This window comes from Intrasporangium calvum DSM 43043, from assembly GCF_000184685.1.
Classification (GTDB): Bacteria; Actinomycetota; Actinomycetes; order Actinomycetales; family Dermatophilaceae; genus Intrasporangium; species Intrasporangium calvum.
Map to the genome: position 1 here is coordinate 1139443 of NC_014830.1, position 16240 is coordinate 1155682.

Genomic DNA, 16240 nt, shown 5'->3' on the forward strand with positions numbered 1-16240 from the left:
AGCAGCGCTGAACCCGATGGCCCGCCGCGACGTCATCGCTGACGAGGGGTCCACCCGGGAGCCGACGACGGAGGGCGACGGACGAGCATGCGCCGCGGTCTGGATTGGGTGCGCCCGGTCAGCGGCGCCGCGATCGTCGTCGTCCTGCTGTGGCAGGTGGGGGCCGCGCCCCTGCTGGCCGCCGTGCGTCGGCTCGATGGAGGCTCCTTGGCCCTGGCGTGCACCGTCGTGGCGATGAGCACCGTGTGCTCCGCGTGGCGCTGGGTACTCGTCGCCCGTGGACTCGGTGTCGCCCTCTCTCTGCGGTCAGCCGTCGCGGCGTGCTATCGGTCGCAGTTCCTCAACCTCGCCCTACCCGGGGGCGTGCTCGGGGACGTGCACCGTGGGGTGCGTCATGGTTGCGACGTCTCGGACGTCGGCAAGGGCCTGCGCTCCGTGGTCTGGGAGCGGTCAGCCGGCCAGGTGGTCCAGGTGATGGTCGCGGTCCCCGTCCTCGTGCTCCTCCCGTCGCCCCTTCGCTCGTGGGTGCCCGCGGCCGGCGTCGCCGTGCTCGCGGGGGCGGTCGCGACGGCGCTGCTGGCCCGGACCGGGCGCATCGGCGCTCCGGCCCTCCTGCGCACCTGGCGCGCGGCGGTGTCCGAGCTCCGCGCAGGAGTGCTCGGCAGGCACACCTGGCCGGGCGTCGTCGCCGCCTCGGCAGTGGCCGTCGCCGGACACGTGGGCGTCTTCGTCATCGCAGCACGGCTGGCCGGCTCCAGCGCCACGACGTCGCGACTGCTCCCGTTGGCCCTCTTCGTGCTCCTCGCGATGACCGTGCCCTTCAACGTCGGGGGCTGGGGGGCGCGCGAAGGCGCCTCGGCGTGGGCGTTCGGCGCAGCGGGCCTCGGAGCGGCGCAGGGCTTCACGGTCGCCGTCGTCTACGGCATGCTCGTGCTCGCGGCGGCGCTGCCGGGTGCCCTGGTGCTGCTCGGGGCGTGGCCCCGCGCGGGGGCGGGGCGCCATGCCTGAGCGTCCCTACGTCCTCCTGAGCTGCGGCATGTCCATCGACGGGTACCTCGACACCAGCGCCAGCAAGCGGCTCCTGCTGTCGAACGCCGCGGACTTCGACCGGGTCGACGCCGAGCGGGCGGCGTCCGACGCGATCCTCGTCGGGGCCTCCACCATCCGCAAGGACGACCCGCGCCTCCTGGTCCGCTCGCCCGAGCGGCGGGCCGACCGCGTGTCCCGCGGCTTGCCGGCATCACCGACGAAGGTGACGGTGACGAGCCACGCCGACCTCGACTGCAACGCGAGCTTCTTCACCGTCGGCGAGACCGAGAAGCTGGTCTACTGCGCCTCCGAGGCGGTGCCGGAGGCGTCCGCCCGGCTGAGCGGGGTCGCCACCGTGGTCGACGCCGGACAGCCGTGCACGATGCACCACGTCCTCGAGGACCTCCACGGCCGCGGTGTCCGCCGGCTCATGGTCGAGGGCGGCGGCACGGTCCACACCCAGCTGCTCACGGCCGACCTCGCGGACGAGCTGCAGCTCGTCGTCGCTCCGTTCTTCGTGGGCGACTCGGCCGCCTGCCGGTTCGTCGGTGACGGCGACTTCCCCTGGAACCCGGAGCGCCGGGCGACCCTGGCCGAGGTTCGCCAGATCGACGACGTGGTGATGCTCCGCTATGCGCTGTCGTCGCGCTTCGAAAGGGGATGAAGGCCATGCTCCAGCCGTTCCCGGCCGCGTCGGTTCGCAACCACGTCACCGTGCCGCTCGCGTTCCCGGACGGTTTCGAGACGACGGCCAGGCTCTTCACGTTCGACGGGCTGGCCGACGGGCTCGAGCACGTCGCTCTCGGACTGGGCAGTCGCGCCGCCCCGCCTGCTCTGGGACCGGAGCCGGCGGCGCCGCTGCCGGTGCGCCTGCACAGCGAGTGCCTCACCGGAGACGTCTTCGGCAGCCAGCGGTGCGACTGCGGTGCCCAGCTCCGGGAGGCGGTGCAGGTGCTGGCGAACTCGGGCGGCTACCTGCTCTACCTGCGGCAGGAGGGCCGCGGGATCGGGCTCTACGCCAAGCTCGAGGCCTACCTGCTCCAGGACGCCGGGCTCGACACCTACCAGGCGAACGTCGCGCTCGGCTTCGAGGAGGACGAGCGTGACTACACCGTCGCCGCCCAGATGCTCCACGCCCTGGCGGTGCCGCGCGTCGAGCTGCTGAGCAACAACCCCGACAAGGCCGCGCAGCTGCGGGGACTGGGCATCGACGTGGTCCGGCGGGTGCCGACGGGCGTGCACCTGTCCGCGGCCAACGCCCACTACCTGGCGACCAAGGTGGTTCGTGGCGCGCACACCCTGGACCTCCCGCCCGACGGGCACCCCGGCCCGGCCTGAGGTCGGCGACGTGCGGGGGCGAGCCCAGCGGCATACGACAGCCTCCGGATGCCCCCTCGGACCGCCACGTCGGTCCCGTGACCCGGCTGCCGGTGAAGCGGACGAGCCCCCAGTCGGCCGCCGTCGCCCCGTGACCTACGCTGGGCGGGTGCTCCGTGGCCTGCTCACACCCCGCTGGGTGGGCTTGACGATCGTCATGCTCCTCGCGGTCACCGCGTGCGTCTTCCTCGGCCTCTGGCAGCTCGGCGTCGCCCAGGACGTCGGGCGCAAGGAGGCCGTCAGCGCGGCTGCCGCGCTGCCGCGTGCGCCGCTCGCCGAGGTGACGAGCCCCCACTCCGCGTTCGAGCCGGAGTTCTCGAACCGGCCGGTGAGCGCGACGGGGACGTATGCCGCTGAGCTGGGTTTCCTCGTCCCGGACCGTCGGCTGGGTGGCCGGGTCGGCTCCTGGGTGGTCGGGGCGCTGCAGACCTCGGACGGGGTGGTGCCGGTGCTCCGCGGGTTCGTCGAGGGCACCCCCGCAGCGGCCCCGGCCCCACCGCGGGGCACGGTGACGGTCCTGGGCACCTTGGGGCCCGGCGAGTCCCCGCGCCCCGGCGCCGCCCTGCCGGACGGGCAGCGCAGTGGGATCGACCTGGCCCAGCTCGTCAACGAGTGGCCCGGCGACCTCTACAACGTCGTGCTGCTGGCCGGCTCCGAGTCCGAGGGGTCCGGGGGGTCCGGCGGGTCCGGCGGGTCCGGCGGAGCCGACCCTGCCCTCACCCGGGTGCCGCCGCCCGACCTCGACACGCCGCTCAACCTCAGGAACCTCGCGTACGCGGTCCAGTGGTGGGTGTTCGGTCTGTTCGCGATGTGGATGTGGTGGAAGATGTTCCGAGCAGAGCAGCAGCCGGCCAGTTCCGAGCCGGTCGCATCGAGAGAGGACGCGCACGCGTGAGCACGTACCCGACCAACCTGGCCAAGCCGAAGCAGATCCGGACGGCCCTCACCATCTACCGGGTCATGGCGATCGTCGCCGGCATCGCGCTGTTCATCCTCATCGCCGAGATGATCATGAAGTACGGCTTCGAGCAGGAGAACTTCCTCACCGAGAACTGGAGCTACATCCACGGCTTCATCTACATGGGCTTCGCCGCGTCGGTTGCCAACCTCGGCGTCAAGGTCGCGTGGGGCTTCAAGCGCATCGTGCTCAACCTGCTTGCGGGCTTCGTCCCGGTCCTGCCGTGGATCGCGGAGCACCGCAACACCAAGGAGATCTCCGCGATGCTCCAGCGGGCCTACGTCGCCTGAGTCACCGGCCGATAGGCTTCCCGGGTGAGTGAAGCGCACGACCTCCAGGCCCACCCCGTCATCGTCGTCGACTTCGGCGCCCAGTACGCACAGCTGATCGCGAGGCGGGTCCGCGAGGCGCAGGTCTACAGCGAGGTGGTGCCGCACTCGATCTCGGCCGCCGAGATCCTCGCCAAGGAGCCCGCCGCGATCATCCTCTCCGGCGGGCCGAGCTCTGTCTACGAGGACGGGGCCCCGCGGCTCGACGCGGCGCTGCTCGACGCAGGCGTGCCGGTGTTCGGTATGTGCTACGGCTTCCAGGCGATGGCTCAGGCGCTCGGCGGGACGGTGGACCGCACCGGAGCGAGGGAGTACGGCAAGACCCAGGCGTCCATCTCACGCACCGACTCCACCCTCTTCGACGGCCAGCCGGAGGAGCAGGTCGTGTGGATGTCGCACGGAGACTCGGTGGGCGAGGTTCCGGACGGCTTCCGCGTCACGGCCTCCACCCTGAGCACGCCGGTCGCCGCCTTCGAGAACGACGAGCAGCGGCTCTATGGCGTGCAGTGGCACCCCGAGGTGCTGCACTCCGAGCAGGGCCAGCGGGTGCTCGAGAACTTCCTCCGCAGGGGCGCCGGGATCACCCCCGAGTGGACGCCCGGCAACGTCGTCGACGAGCTCGTCGAGTCGATCCGGGACCAGGTCGGCGAGGACCGGGTGCTCTGTGCGCTCTCCGGCGGCGTCGACTCCTCGGTGGCGGCGGCCCTCGTCCAGCGGGCCGTCGGTGACCAGCTCACCTGCGTCTTCGTCGACCACGGGCTGCTCCGCGAGGGCGAGGCCGAGCAGGTCGAGAAGGACTTCGTCGAGGCGACCGGCGTCGACCTCGTCGTCGTCGACGCCCAGGAGCGGTTCCTCACGGCGCTCGCCGGGGTCACCGAGCCCGAGGCCAAGCGCAAGATCATCGGCGAGCAGTTCATCCGGGTCTTCGAGCAGGCCGCCCGCGACGTCGTCGGTTCGCACGCCGACGAGGAGCACCCCGTCAAGTGGCTCGTGCAGGGCACGCTCTATCCCGATGTCGTCGAGTCGGGTGGTGGCGAGGGCGCGGCCAACATCAAGAGCCACCACAACGTCGGTGGCCTGCCGGACGATCTGCAGTTCAAGCTGATCGAGCCGTTGCGCACCCTGTTCAAGGACGAGGTCAGGCAGGTCGGGCTCGAGCTCGGCGTGCCCGAGGTCATCGTCTGGCGACAGCCGTTCCCCGGTCCGGGGCTCGGGATCCGCATCATCGGGGCGGTCGACGCCGAGCGGCTCGCCATCCTCCGCCGCGCCGACGCCATCGCCCGCGACGAGCTGACGAAGGCGGGGCTCGACCGCGACATCTGGCAGTGCCCGGTCGTCCTCCTCGCCGACGTCCGCTCGGTCGGGGTCCAGGGCGACTTCCGCACCTACGGACACCCGGTCGTGCTGCGCCCGGTCGCCTCGGAGGACGCGATGACGGCCGACTGGGCCCGCGTCCCCTACGAGGTGCTCGCCCAGATCTCGACGCGCATCACCAACGAGGTGACCGAGGTCAACCGGGTCGTGCTCGACGTGACGAGCAAGCCCCCGGGCACCATCGAGTGGGAGTAGCCCCACCAATCGAAAGAGCAGTTCGTCCCCTTTCGTGCCCAAGATCGCGGCGCGGGGGTGGGGGACGAACTGCTCTTTCGATTCGGTCGTGGTGCGCGGGAGGGCTGGGACCGACGGGTCGAGCGGGTGCGAGCCCAGTGGCATACGGCCATTAGGGTGTTCCGCATGTGCGGAATCGCGGGTTATCTCGGAATCGAGGCGGACGAGGCGCTCCTGCAGCGGATGAACGACTGCCAGGTCCACCGGGGACCCGACGGGGACGGCCTCTTCACCGATGGTCCCGTGGGGCTCGCCCACCGGCGCTTGTCGATCATCGACCGCGCACACGGCCAGCAGCCGATGACGACCCGCGACGGGCGGTTCACCATCGTCTACAACGGCGAGGTCTACAACTACCTGCCGCTGCGCGCGGAGCTCGAGGGGCTCGGGCACACCTTCACGACGGACAGCGACACGGAGGTCGTCCTCCAGTCGTTCGCGCAGTGGGGCGCCGAGGCGTTCGACCGCTTCAACGGGATGTTCGGCCTCGCCATCTGGGACGCGCAGGAGCGGTCGCTGACGCTCGCTCGCGACCACTTCGGGATCAAACCCGTTTACGTATGCCGCTCAGCTGGCTCGGGTGCCGGCGGCGCGGACGCGTGGTTGTTCGCTTCGGAGATCAAGCCCATCCTCGCGTCGGGCCGCTACGAGAGGCGGCCGAACGAGCGCACCATCTACCGCTACCTGCGCTTCCGGATCCACGAGGACGGCCGGGAGACCTTCTTCGACGGGATCGAGCGGCTCGAGCCTGGCGAGGTCATGACCATTGCCGAGGACGGGACCGTCGAACGCCGGCCCTTCACCCGGCTCCGCGAGGAGCTGCTCGAGCTCGCTCGGGAGCAGCGGCCCTACGACGAGGCGGCCGCGCGCGAGTACCGTGACCGGCTCACCGAGGCCGTCCGGCTGCGGCTGCAGTCGGAGGTGCCGGTCGGGACCTCGCTGTCCGGGGGGCTCGACTCGTCGGCCGTCGCCGTCATCATCAACCGGCTGCTCAACGAGCACGACCGGACAGCGGAGTCCGTTGGGGCGCAGCAGAACACGTTCTCCGCTGTCTTTCCCGGCTCGATCAACGACGAGGAACGCTACGTCGACGACGTCCTCGAGATCTGCAAGGGACACGTCGCCGGGCACAAGATCACGCCGACGCCGACGGAGTTCAAGGAGGACCTCGCCGACTTCGTGCGCACCCAGGAGGAGCCGCTCATCTCGAGTGGCCCCTACGCGCAGTACCAGGTGATGCGCGAGGCGACGAAGCACGTCACCGTCCTCCTCGACGGTCAGGGCGCCGACGAGATGATGGCCGGCTACATCCCGTACTACTTCGTCTACCTGCGGCAGCTGCGGGCCCAGGGTGCGCTCAGGGCGGCGGCGGAGCTGTCGAAGTCCCTCGACGTCCTCTACCGGCTCGGACGGTTCAAGCTCAAGGCGAAGCTGCGTGGGCGCAAGAGCATCCCGACGACCCAGCTCCTCGCAAAGGGGTTCGTCGCCGCGCACGCGGGGGAGCGCTACACCGTCGAGGGGAGCAACCTCAAGAAGCGGCTCGTCGAGGACCTCTTCGTCGGCTCGCTGCCCTCACTGCTGCGCTACGAGGACAAGAACACCATGCGGTTCTCCCTCGAAGGGCGCGTGCCGTTCCTCGACAAGGAGGTCGTCAAGTACATCTTCTCGCTGTCCGACGAGGCCATCATCAAGGACGGCTGGAACAAGCGGATCCTCAGGGACGCCACGCGCGACCTGCTGCCCGAGTCGATCAACCGGCGCCGCAACAAGATCGGCTTCACGACCCCGCAGGGCGAGTGGTTCATGCGGCTCAAGAACCACTTCTACGGCATCTTCCTGTCCGAGTCCTTCGCGGCGCGGCCCTACTTCGACCAGACCGAGGTCCTGCACGCGTTCGAGGGCTGGATCAAGGGCACCAACGACGTCGATTCGATGACGTTCTGGCGGCTGCTCAACCTCGAGCTGTGGCTCCAGGAGTACTTCGACGAGAAGGTTGACGAGGCGGCGCAGGGGTCCGTCAGTCGCGTCAAGACCGACTACGAACCCAACGCCCGCAAGCAGCTCGACCTCACCCTTGACGATGGGCAGGTCGTGCGCCGGTACCCCCTTCGCACCGAGCTCTACGCCCGCGAGGACGACCTCGACAGCAAGACCCTCGGCTACATCGACCGGTTCTTCGCGGGACTGCCCGAGGCGGGCGCCGACCACGAGGTCGCCACGAAGGGCACGTGGTACTTCTTCATCTCGGAGAAGATCGTCGCCATCACCCAGGGGCGCTCGTACTTCATCTGGGACATCAAGGTCTCCCGGCCCGCGCGGATCCTGTCGCGCTACGTGACCCGAACACCTGCCGGCATCGGCCTCGGGTCACCCTTCACGATGCAGCTCGCCATCGAGGAGGCCGGCTTGGCTCGCGTGCTCTACGCGTCGGCCGGTGGCGCGGTCGGCAAGCTCGTCGGTCGCCGGGGGCTGTTCTACGACCTGGTCGGCGGTGACATCCGCGCCATCGACGGACCGACCGAGTACTCCGTGTACCCGGCCAACGTCTCGGCCAAGCTGGCTCCGAAGGACCCGGACCAGGTGGCGGCCCGGCTGTCCGCGGCGATCCGCGAGCGGGTGCCGGCGCCATGGCGGGACACCTTCGGCGGGACGGTCGTCATGGACGCCAACGACATCGGCCGCAACGTCCTCGGCACGGACGCGCCGGGCCTCAAGGAGCGGTACGAGGCGATGTTCGCCGACAACCCGCTCGGGCAGGGCTCGGAGCAGACGCCGATGGCGATCGTCTTCGAGCTGACCTGAGCAGCCGGGAACGAGCCCGGAGAACGAGCCCGGAGAACGAGCCCGGAGAACGAGCCCGGAGAACGAGCCCAGCGGCATACGGCGAACGCGTCAGCCGGCCAACAGCAGGTCCCGCACCTCGCGGCGGAGCACCTTGCCGATGATCGTCCTCGGCAGGTCCTCGAGGACCTCGACCCGACGGGGCACCTTGTAGGCGGCCAAGTGGGTGCGGCAGTGCTCCCGGGCGGCCTCGGGATCGAACGCGTCCGGGTCCTCCACCGTGACTGCGGCGACGACCTCCTCGCTGCCGTCGCTCCTCGGCAGCCCGACCACGGCGGCGTCGGTCACCCCGGGGAAGTGTCTGAGGACCGTCTCCACCTCGGACGGCATGACGTTGAAGCCCCCGGTGATGATGACCTCCTTGATGCGGTCGACGACCGAGACGAATCCGTCGCCGTCCACCTCGACGATGTCGCCCGTGCGCAGCCACCCTCCGTCGAGGAGGGAGAGCGCCGTCTCCTCCGGCTTCCTCCAGTACCCCGAGAACACCTGGGGCCCCCGCACGAGCAGCTCGCCGCGCTCACCGGGGGACCGGTCGACGGTCGGGCGTTCGGGGTCGACGACCCGGATCTCCGTGCTCGGGAAGGGGACGCCGACCGCGCCCGGGCGGCGCGCGAGGCCGATGGGGTTGCCGACGGCGACGGGCGACGACTCGGTGAGGCCGTAGCCCTCGATGAGCAGGCCGCCGGTCACCGACTCCCACAGCTCGAGCGTCTCGGTCGGCAGGGCCATCGCCCCGGAGATCGCGAAGCGGGCCGTGGACAGGTCGACACCGCGGGCCCGTGCCTCAGAGGCGAACTTCTCGTAGATCGGCGGCACGGCGGGGATGAACGTCGGAGGGTGCTTCTTCGCAGCCGCCAGGAGCAGGTCGACGTCGAACTTCGGGAAGAGCACCAGCCGGGCACCCATGCTCATCGCGAACGTCAGGCACAGCGTGAGCCCGTACGCGTGGAACATCGGCAGCACGCCGTAGACGACCTCCTGGCCCGGGACCAGGCCGGGAACCCACGCCCGGCCCTGCGCGGCGTTGGCGGCGAGGTTGAGGTGGCTCAGCATGGCCCCCTTCGGGACACCCGTGGTGCCACTCGTGTACTGGATGACGGCGAGGTCGTCCACAGCCGGCTTCGGGTGGTTCGGGTCGATCCGGCCCTGCCGCAGCAGCTGCCCCCACGGGATGCTGCCGGGCGCGGGCCCGGTGAGGGCGGACCGGAGGGCGCGCACCTTCGGGACGGGGAGGCCGAGAGCGAGCCGCTTGACGAGGGGCATGGCGTGGACGAGGTTGACGGCGATGACGTGCGTGACACCGGGGAGCTTGCTCACGATGGGGGCGACCTTGTCCCAGACGATGGCGACCGTGGCCTCGTGGTCCGTGAACTGCGTCGCCATCTCGGTCGCCGTGTAGAGCGGATTGTGCTCGACCACCACGGCGCCGAGTCGGAGCACGCCGTAGAAGGCGACGACGTGCTGAGGACAGTTGGGCAGGACCAGCGCCACCCGGTCGCCCTTGCGGACCCCGAGCCGCCGCAGGCCCTCCGCAGCCTGCGCCACCTGCGCGTCGAGCTGCGCATATGTCGTCTCTGCCTCGAAGAACTCGAGGGCCACCCGGTCCCCGAACCGCGCAACTGCGGCGTCCAACAGGTCGGTCAGTGACTGTGTCACGGGCTCGATGTCAGCGGGAACGCCCTCGGCGTAGCTGCCCAGCCAGATCCGTTCCATCCCCACAGCGTCGTTGGCCACGGCCCGTTCCTTCTTTCTGGTTTCGCTGGATCTGCTCTGGGCGCGGCCGGCGGCCGTGTTCGCCTGTCGTCAGCTGCTCGTGGAGCCCCGGCACGCTGACGGAGGCTCGGGTGATGCCCTCGTGGTGATCCTCGTCGGCCGGGATCGTCTTGGGGCTGATCGACCACAGGAACCAGCCGAGGACTCCGAGGGGCACCTCGAAGAAGTGGGTGTAGAGGGAGAAGAGGACGACCCCCGCGGTGGCCAGGGCCGGGTCGGCGCCCCACCCGACGAGCACGGCGGCGGTCCCGGCCTCGGTCACTCCGAGCCCGCCGGGCGTGATGCCGACCGCGGTGAGCAGCCGTCCGACGGTGTAGGCACCGAACATGTACGCAAACGGCATCTGGACGCCCATCGAGTTGAGGCAGAACCAGAAGAGGATGTAGTAGACGCCGAAGAAGCCGATCAGCCCGTAGGTCATCTCGAGCCAGCCGTAGCGGACGATCTCGATGATGTCGTGGCGCATGCCGACGATCGTCTTCTCGAGGTCGGTGTGCGCGGCCCTCCTCCCGCGGACCCGGCGCCACGCCCGCGTCGCCCACCAACCGAGCTTGTGGGCGAAGACCTCGGAGGCGAGGATGCCCCAGAAGGCGACGATGACGGCGAGCCCGATGAGCGCTCCGATGACGGCGGCCTGGGCGACGACGGGGTTGAGATGGCCGATCCCGACGAGGATCGCGAGGATCCCGACGACGGGCAGGACGACGCGGGCGAGGACGTTCCACACGCCGGTGACGATCACCATGGTCGAGATGTCGCGACGGAGGAAACCCCAGGACCGCAGCTGCTTGTAGGTGACGACGACGCCGGCCGCGCCGCCCCCCGGGAGGAGGTTGCCGATCGAGCTGCCGCAGGCGTTGACGATCATCGCCTGCGCATGCGTCAGACCCTTGAGCGAGCCGGTGTAGAGGAAGGTGACGAGCCACAGCCCGGAGATCATGAGGACGGTGAGGCCGACGACGGTCCCGAGCCGCAGCCCCGACAGGGTGCGCCAGACGTCGGTCCACGTCGTGTGCGCGATGCGCGGCAGGCCCCACCACAGCAGGAAGACGGCCAGCCCGATCCCGACGACGAACTGGATGGCCTTCCGGACCCGCGTGCCGGTCACGTCAGGCCCGCGAAGACGTCATGCTGTATGCCGCTGGGCTCACTTCCCGATCCGCGGCCCGTCAGGTGGGGGGTCGCGTCGACGAACCACTCCCGCCCGAACACGAGGTCGTAGAGGGGCCGTGGGATCCGAAGGAAGGCGGCGAGGGTGCGGTCGGCGCCGCCGTCGGCACTCGACTGGGAGGCGTGGGCCCGCATCGAGGCCCGCTTGGCCGGGATGTGCCGCCGGACGTTGATCCGATGGGTGATCTCGCTCCGCGCGGAGAAGGCGCGCTCGAAGCTGACTCGGTCGAACTCGGGGGGGAAGCGGTAGACCTTGCCGACCAGGTCGAGGGCGCTGGAGATGGTGTCGCGTGGGACCGTCGCCTCGAGCAGCCTCGGGGTGCCGGCGAGCTCTGCGGCACGGCGCGCGACCGCGTGGACCTTCCGGTGGTCCGGGTGGCCGTACCCGCCGTTGGCGTCATAGCCGAGGAGGACGTCGACCCGCTCCTGCCAGAGGATCGCAGCCAGCCGTCGGGCTGCTTCGTCCGTGTCGGCCCTGACGAACCTGGTGCGTCCCGGTGGATCCGGCGGCGGGTCCGGGTCCAGGCCGCTGTCGGCATAGCCGAGGTGCTCGACGCGTCCGACGCCCAGTGCCCGGGCGCTCTCCTCGAGCTCGCGCCGGCGTTGGATGGCGAGGCCGCCGGCCGCATACGCCTGCGATGCCAGTCCGAGCTCGCCGTAGGTGGCGACGACGAGGACGACCCGGTGCCCTTCCGCCGCGGCGCGCGCCATCGTCCCCGAGGTGAGGAGCGCCTCGTCGTCAGGGTGCGCGTGGAACGCCAGGAGGGTGTACGACATGTCTCGGCCATCTTTGCGCATCCCGCCGCGTTCCCCCGTCAACTTCGAGGCGTGGGCCCCGTGCCACCCGGTCGTGCCACCCGCTGGTGCAACCGGTCGAGCCACGTTAGCCGAGGACGACCTCCTCGCGGTGCCTTGGTGCGCCCGGGCCGGGTCCCGGCGTCCAGGGCTACCGGCGGTATGGGTAAAGGGCGAGTAAATAATCTCGGTATTCGCCGTCGCCGGGTTGACACGGGAGTCGCCCCATTGCTTGGCTAAACGCGTCGCAGGGGGCCCTTTCTATCCAGAACGCGACGTTTTTCGTTCATCTTTGAACGACTCAGGGGAAAACGAGTTCACGGAAAGGAAAGTGGTTCGCATGTCTGTCCCAGCGATGTCCCTGACCACCGTCTCCATACTGAAGTTGACCGGTCGCTGGTCGTTCCGGAACTTCGGGCTGAGCGTCTACTTCGAGTGTGTGTAGCGGGTGACCGGCTGACGCCGACCCGCTGAGCTCGACGACGGGTGGCCGGCTCACGGCCCAGGATGCCTGGGCCGGTCACCCGTCGCACCGCACGCTGCACCGAGAAGGGACACCGCCATGCCAGCGCTTGAAGTCTCTGGGGTCACCTACTCGTACGACGGGTTCGTGACCGTCCTCGAGGAGGTCGGCTTCACGGTCGACGCCGGCGAGATCGTGGGGCTGCTCGGCCCCAACGGCTCGGGGAAGTCGACCCTCATCAAGACGGTCTTCGACCTGCTCCGACTGCAGTCCGGGACGATCGCCGTCGGCGGCCACGAGCACGCCTCGCCCGCGGCCAAGTCGGTGGCGATGTACCTCGCGAGCAACGACTACCTACCGCAGTTCCTCACGGGCCGCGAGTACATCGAGATGCTCGGGCGGCTCTATGGCGTCGCGGTTGAGCACACGGCTGCAGACCGGCTCTTCGAGACCTTCTCGATGGCGGGACGCTACGACGACCTCATCGAGGACTACTCCCACGGGATGCGGAAGAAGACGCAGCTCGTCTCAGCACTGCTCATGCGCCGCCCGCTCACGATCATCGACGAGACCTTGAACGGGATCGACATCGAGGCACTCCACCGGACTGAGAAGGAGCTGGCGCGGCTGAGGGCCGAAGGTCGTTCGGTCATCCTCTGCACGCACGACTTCGCGCTGCTCGAACGGCTCGCGGACCGCGTCCTCTTCCTCGACCACGGTGTGCTCGTGACCGACGCGAGCACGGATTCGGTCATCGACGAACACGGCTCCCTCTCGGCGATGGTCTTCGGCCACCTGGACGCGGAGCCCCGTCCATGAGACTGCGCAGCTCACTGGTCCTGGCTCGGATGCTCCTGCGCTTCTTCATCCGCCGGGTGACCCGCATGGGCGTGCTCCGCTCCACCGCGGTGAAGGTGGCTCATCGAACTTAGCCGGGCAGTGTGTGGTGAGTCGTGGCTGACGCCCGCCGGTGTTGGCGGGTGCAGGCCCACCGTATCCGGCGTCTCTGGTTGACCGGATTGCGGAAGCCGAAGGCGTCCCGTCCGACGTGCTTGGCGAGGCGGTTGTAGCCCTCGGAGCGGGCGTTGGTGTAGCCGGTGGTGATCGCGGCGAGCACGGCCGGCCACCAGGTCTCGATGGTCTGCGCGAGGCGGTGGGCCTCGGGCAGGTCACTCGCGGCGGCCTGGGCGTAGAACCGGTACAGCCGGTGCGAGATGAGCTCACGGTCCGCGCCCGGGGCCAGCGCGAGCAGGGAGCGCAGTCGCTCCTTCACGGCGTACGCGTGCAGCACCTCGGCGCCCGGCTCGCCCGCGTCGACCAGCGCGTTCCAGAGCCTCGCGAACGCATCGTGGGTGAGCCGTTCGTGGCCGAGCAGCAGCCGCCGGCGGGCGGCCCACTCGGGGTCCTTCTTCCGGCCGCGGCGGCCGCGGGCCTGCCGGGTGGCGTGCTGGCGCACCTCGGTGAGCATCTGGTTGCCGAGTGCGACGAGGTGGAACTTGTCGGCGACCAGGACCGCGTCCGGAAGGGCGTCGCGCACGGCCTTGGCGTACGAGGCGGACAAGTCGATCGCCACATGCGTCACCTGCGTCCTCCACGCATCCGGCTGGCCGGCAAGCCAGCCGGCTACAGACGAGGCGGTCCGTCCGTCGATGTGCGCGAGCAGCCCGGCCGTGCCGGCCGCGTCCACGACGGCGGTGTGCCACCGGTCGTGCAGCACCTTCCACCGACCCGTCACCGGGTCTTGGGCCCAGACCGGCTTGCCGCGGCGGGTCTCGTCGATCCCGAGCACGGCCACCGCCGGCAGCTCCTGCTCGAGGAGAGGGGTGACGTGCTCGACGAACGCGGCGTGCGCGACCGGCCAGGACACCCCGTGCGCCCGGGCCGCGGCCAGCACGCAGGAGAACCCGTCGGCGACACCGGCCCCGACCAGCTGCCGCAGCCGCATGGTCAGCCGCGTACGGGCCGGGACCTGCGGCAGGGACTCAGTGAACGTCACTCTGTCACAGAGCGGTTCGCGACACCGCCACCTCGTCTTGTGCCACACCAGCCGCAACGGCACCCGACCGTGCGGCACATCCCGTGGGCGGGTACGGACTCGTTCCTTGACCGAGGTGGAGAACACCCCGCAGGACGGGCACGCCGCCGCCGTCTCGTCCTCGGTGACCACGTGCACCACCCGTCCCCCGAACGCGTCGAGCTCAACTCGCTGCACGGCGACCCCCTCCAGGCCGAGCAGCCGGGAGGCGTGCTCAGCCGGGTCGTGGACATGCTGACATTGCGTAGGCTGGCTCAAGCCCGTGACCTCACTTCGTGACACGACTGCGTAGACAACAGCCATGATCACCGAGGTCACGGGCCCCTCACGTCACCGACGCGGACCCGGACCCTGCCCGGCTAACTTCGAAGACCCGTGAAGGTGCTCGCGCTGGCGGCGGTGGGCACCATCCTCGTCACGGGGGCCATCGCCGCGTACTTCTTCCTCGAGCCGATGGCCTCCGAACCCAAGGTGTGGGGACTGCTGTTCGAGATGTCGACCGTCTCCGTGGTGCTCTGGGTCCAGATCGCCTTTCTCCTCGTCAAGGTCCTGTTCCTCAACGCATCGGGGATGCTGGAGCTGAGCTTCCACCTGCCGTTGACCAACCGGGAGCGAGCGGCGGCCCTGCTCATCTACGAGGCCACGATGGCCGGCATGGTCTCCGCCGTCGGGTTCACCTCCCTCACCGCGGCAGCGGTCGCCCTGCTGGGACCGGCTGTGGTGCCGAGGCTGCTCGAGGCGATCGTCTTCCCGATCATCCTCACCTACCTCGCGCTGAGCGCCGCCTACCTCGTGCTCGGACGGGTCCTGTCCCTGATTGGGTTGAGGCGCGTCCAGGGCATCCTTCTCATCCTCATCATGTTCGGCCTGCTCACGCTCTACGCGTCGAGGTTGGGGCCGCTCTCCTCCCAGGCGACCGCGGCCTACCTCTCGGACCGCACCGAGTTCGTCTGGGTCGCAGCCCTCGCCTGGCTCACGCACCAGTATGGACCCGTCGCCATGGCGGGCGTGTTCCTCCTGGCCGCAGTGACACTCGTGGCCGTCGCGCTCTGGGCCACCCCCAGCGAGCACGTTCCCCACTCGCGCTACCTCAACGTGCCGTTCGGCTGGCCGGTCGCCCGCCGTCTCGGCCCGTACGACCGGTGCCTGCTGCGCAGCTCGCAGACGTGGCTGGCGATCGCCGTCGCGGTGGCCGTCTTCGTCGGTCTGTGCCTCGAGCCCGTGGCCAACCCGCTGTGGGCGCTCGCCGTGCTCTCGATGAGCGGCCTCTACCAGTTCGCCTCGACGGAGCCCTTGCGCGTGCTGGTGGCCGACGGGGCGTCGGCCTGGCGGACCTACGGACGCCTCGTCAAGGCCCAGTTCGTCCTCCTGCTGGCACTGGCCGTCCCGTCCGTGGCGGTCGTGGCCGCGGTTCGCCCGGGCGAGCTCGGCGGTTCGGCCCCCGCCCTGGTCGGCTGTGCCGGGGGGGCCCTCATCGCGATCTGCATCGGAATTGCCTTTCCCGCGGAAAACGACAATCCCTTCTCCGTGTTCCTCGGGCTGGCCATCACCGCCGCTGTTCTCGGCCTGGGGGGAATCGCATTGGGAATTCTCCAGCTGCCACCCCCGGTGGTTTTCACCATTGCCCTCGGAACGGCCATTCTCGTGGTCTGGTACAGCGTTCAAGGAATACGAGCAACTGATTCAAGGAGAAGAAATGAAGAAGGCGCTTCTGGTCGTCAACAGCGCGGTCGGGGCGGCATTGCTCACGCTCGTGGTCGCGGCGGGAGCTCTGCTCTATCTCATGTTCTCGACGGATGAGGACAACATTCGCAAGGAGGGCCTCTTCGGCGCGGTCTTCTTCGAGACCCGCGAGGTGC

Annotated in this window: 13 protein-coding genes; 9 read left to right on the forward strand and 4 right to left on the reverse strand. The window is 69.9% G+C overall.

Translation table 11 applies throughout. The features are described 5' to 3' along the window. The first annotated feature begins 87 nt into the window (after positions 1 to 87). The 7 genes from INTCA_RS05190 (at position 88) to asnB (ending at position 8103) form a co-directional block, all read left to right on the forward strand. Positions 88 to 1008, forward strand: coding sequence for a lysylphosphatidylglycerol synthase domain-containing protein (locus INTCA_RS05190; RefSeq protein WP_013491871.1), 921 nt, complete (start codon positions 88 to 90; stop codon positions 1006 to 1008). Then, entirely contained in the window at positions 1001 to 1693 is a 693-nt protein-coding gene (locus INTCA_RS05195) for a RibD family protein (RefSeq protein ID WP_013491872.1), read from the forward strand. Before INTCA_RS05190 ends, INTCA_RS05195 begins: the two co-directional genes overlap by 8 nt. A gap of 5 nt (positions 1694 to 1698) precedes the next feature. After that, the gene (locus INTCA_RS05200) at positions 1699 to 2367 is read left to right on the forward strand and encodes a GTP cyclohydrolase II (RefSeq protein ID WP_013491873.1); all 669 of its coding nucleotides are present in this window, start codon (positions 1699 to 1701) and stop codon (positions 2365 to 2367) included. 148 nt (positions 2368 to 2515) lie between these two features. Continuing rightward, complete coding sequence (locus tag INTCA_RS05205; RefSeq protein ID WP_244859871.1) at positions 2516 to 3301, forward strand: SURF1 family protein; 786 nt, start codon at positions 2516 to 2518, stop codon at positions 3299 to 3301. Continuing rightward, positions 3298 to 3654 (forward strand): DUF3817 domain-containing protein, encoded by a 357-nt coding sequence (locus tag INTCA_RS05210; protein WP_013491875.1) that lies wholly within the window; start codon positions 3298 to 3300, stop codon positions 3652 to 3654. The genes INTCA_RS05205 and INTCA_RS05210 overlap by 4 nt, the downstream gene beginning before the upstream one ends. A 24-nt stretch (positions 3655 to 3678) precedes the next feature. Then, complete coding sequence (guaA, locus tag INTCA_RS05215; RefSeq protein WP_013491876.1) at positions 3679 to 5262, forward strand: glutamine-hydrolyzing GMP synthase; 1584 nt, start codon at positions 3679 to 3681, stop codon at positions 5260 to 5262. A gap of 165 nt (positions 5263 to 5427) precedes the next feature. Further along, positions 5428 to 8103: an asparagine synthase (glutamine-hydrolyzing) gene (gene asnB, locus INTCA_RS05220; RefSeq protein ID WP_013491877.1), complete on the forward strand. Its 2676-nt coding sequence runs from the start codon at positions 5428 to 5430 to the stop codon at positions 8101 to 8103. Positions 8104 to 8193: 90 nt separating this feature from the next. Here asnB and INTCA_RS05225 read toward each other — a convergent pair whose 3' ends face one another. The 3 genes from INTCA_RS05225 to INTCA_RS05235 are packed head-to-tail and all read right to left on the reverse strand — an operon-like array spanning position 8194 to position 11865. Continuing rightward, positions 8194 to 9858, reverse strand: coding sequence for a long-chain-fatty-acid--CoA ligase (locus INTCA_RS05225; RefSeq protein WP_013491878.1), 1665 nt, complete (start codon positions 9856 to 9858; stop codon positions 8194 to 8196). Beyond that, positions 9812 to 11026, reverse strand: coding sequence for a lysylphosphatidylglycerol synthase transmembrane domain-containing protein (locus tag INTCA_RS05230; RefSeq protein ID WP_013491879.1), 1215 nt, complete (start codon positions 11024 to 11026; stop codon positions 9812 to 9814). The genes INTCA_RS05225 and INTCA_RS05230 overlap by 47 nt, the downstream gene beginning before the upstream one ends. Next, the gene (locus INTCA_RS05235) at positions 11023 to 11865 is read right to left on the reverse strand and encodes a PIG-L deacetylase family protein (protein WP_041307287.1); all 843 of its coding nucleotides are present in this window, start codon (positions 11863 to 11865) and stop codon (positions 11023 to 11025) included. The genes INTCA_RS05230 and INTCA_RS05235 overlap by 4 nt, the downstream gene beginning before the upstream one ends. 580 nt (positions 11866 to 12445) lie before the next feature. On the opposite strand from INTCA_RS05235, the gene INTCA_RS05240 reads away from it, so the two are divergent. Continuing rightward, entirely contained in the window at positions 12446 to 13165 is a 720-nt protein-coding gene (locus tag INTCA_RS05240; RefSeq protein WP_013491882.1) for an ABC transporter ATP-binding protein, read from the forward strand. A 109-nt stretch (positions 13166 to 13274) separates the two neighbouring features. On the opposite strand, the gene INTCA_RS05245 is transcribed toward INTCA_RS05240, so the two are convergent. Continuing rightward, positions 13275 to 14558 (reverse strand): ISL3 family transposase, encoded by a 1284-nt coding sequence (locus INTCA_RS05245; RefSeq protein WP_218916289.1) that lies wholly within the window; start codon positions 14556 to 14558, stop codon positions 13275 to 13277. A gap of 198 nt (positions 14559 to 14756) precedes the next feature. Between INTCA_RS05245 and INTCA_RS05250 the strand changes: the two genes are divergently transcribed. Further along, positions 14757 to 16181: a hypothetical protein gene (locus INTCA_RS05250; RefSeq protein WP_013491885.1), complete on the forward strand. Its 1425-nt coding sequence runs from the start codon at positions 14757 to 14759 to the stop codon at positions 16179 to 16181. The last annotated feature ends 59 nt before the right edge of the window (positions 16182 to 16240 follow it).

Excerpts from the sequence above, each read along its gene's own strand:
- INTCA_RS05190 (WP_013491871.1), top strand. The coding sequence starts at position 88 with ATGCGCCGCGGTCTGGATTGGGTGCGCCCGGTCAGCGGCGCCGCGATC.
- INTCA_RS05195 (WP_013491872.1), top strand. The coding sequence starts at position 1,001 with ATGCCTGAGCGTCCCTACGTCCTCCTGAGCTGCGGCATGTCCATCGAC.
- INTCA_RS05200 (WP_013491873.1), top strand. The coding sequence starts at position 1,699 with ATGCTCCAGCCGTTCCCGGCCGCGTCGGTTCGCAACCACGTCACCGTG.
- asnB (WP_013491877.1), top strand. The coding sequence starts at position 5,428 with ATGTGCGGAATCGCGGGTTATCTCGGAATCGAGGCGGACGAGGCGCTC.
- INTCA_RS05225 (WP_013491878.1), bottom strand. The coding sequence starts at position 9,858 with ATGGAACGGATCTGGCTGGGCAGCTACGCCGAGGGCGTTCCCGCTGAC.
- INTCA_RS05235 (WP_041307287.1), bottom strand. The coding sequence starts at position 11,865 with ATGTCGTACACCCTCCTGGCGTTCCACGCGCACCCTGACGACGAGGCG.
- INTCA_RS05240 (WP_013491882.1), top strand. The coding sequence starts at position 12,446 with ATGCCAGCGCTTGAAGTCTCTGGGGTCACCTACTCGTACGACGGGTTC.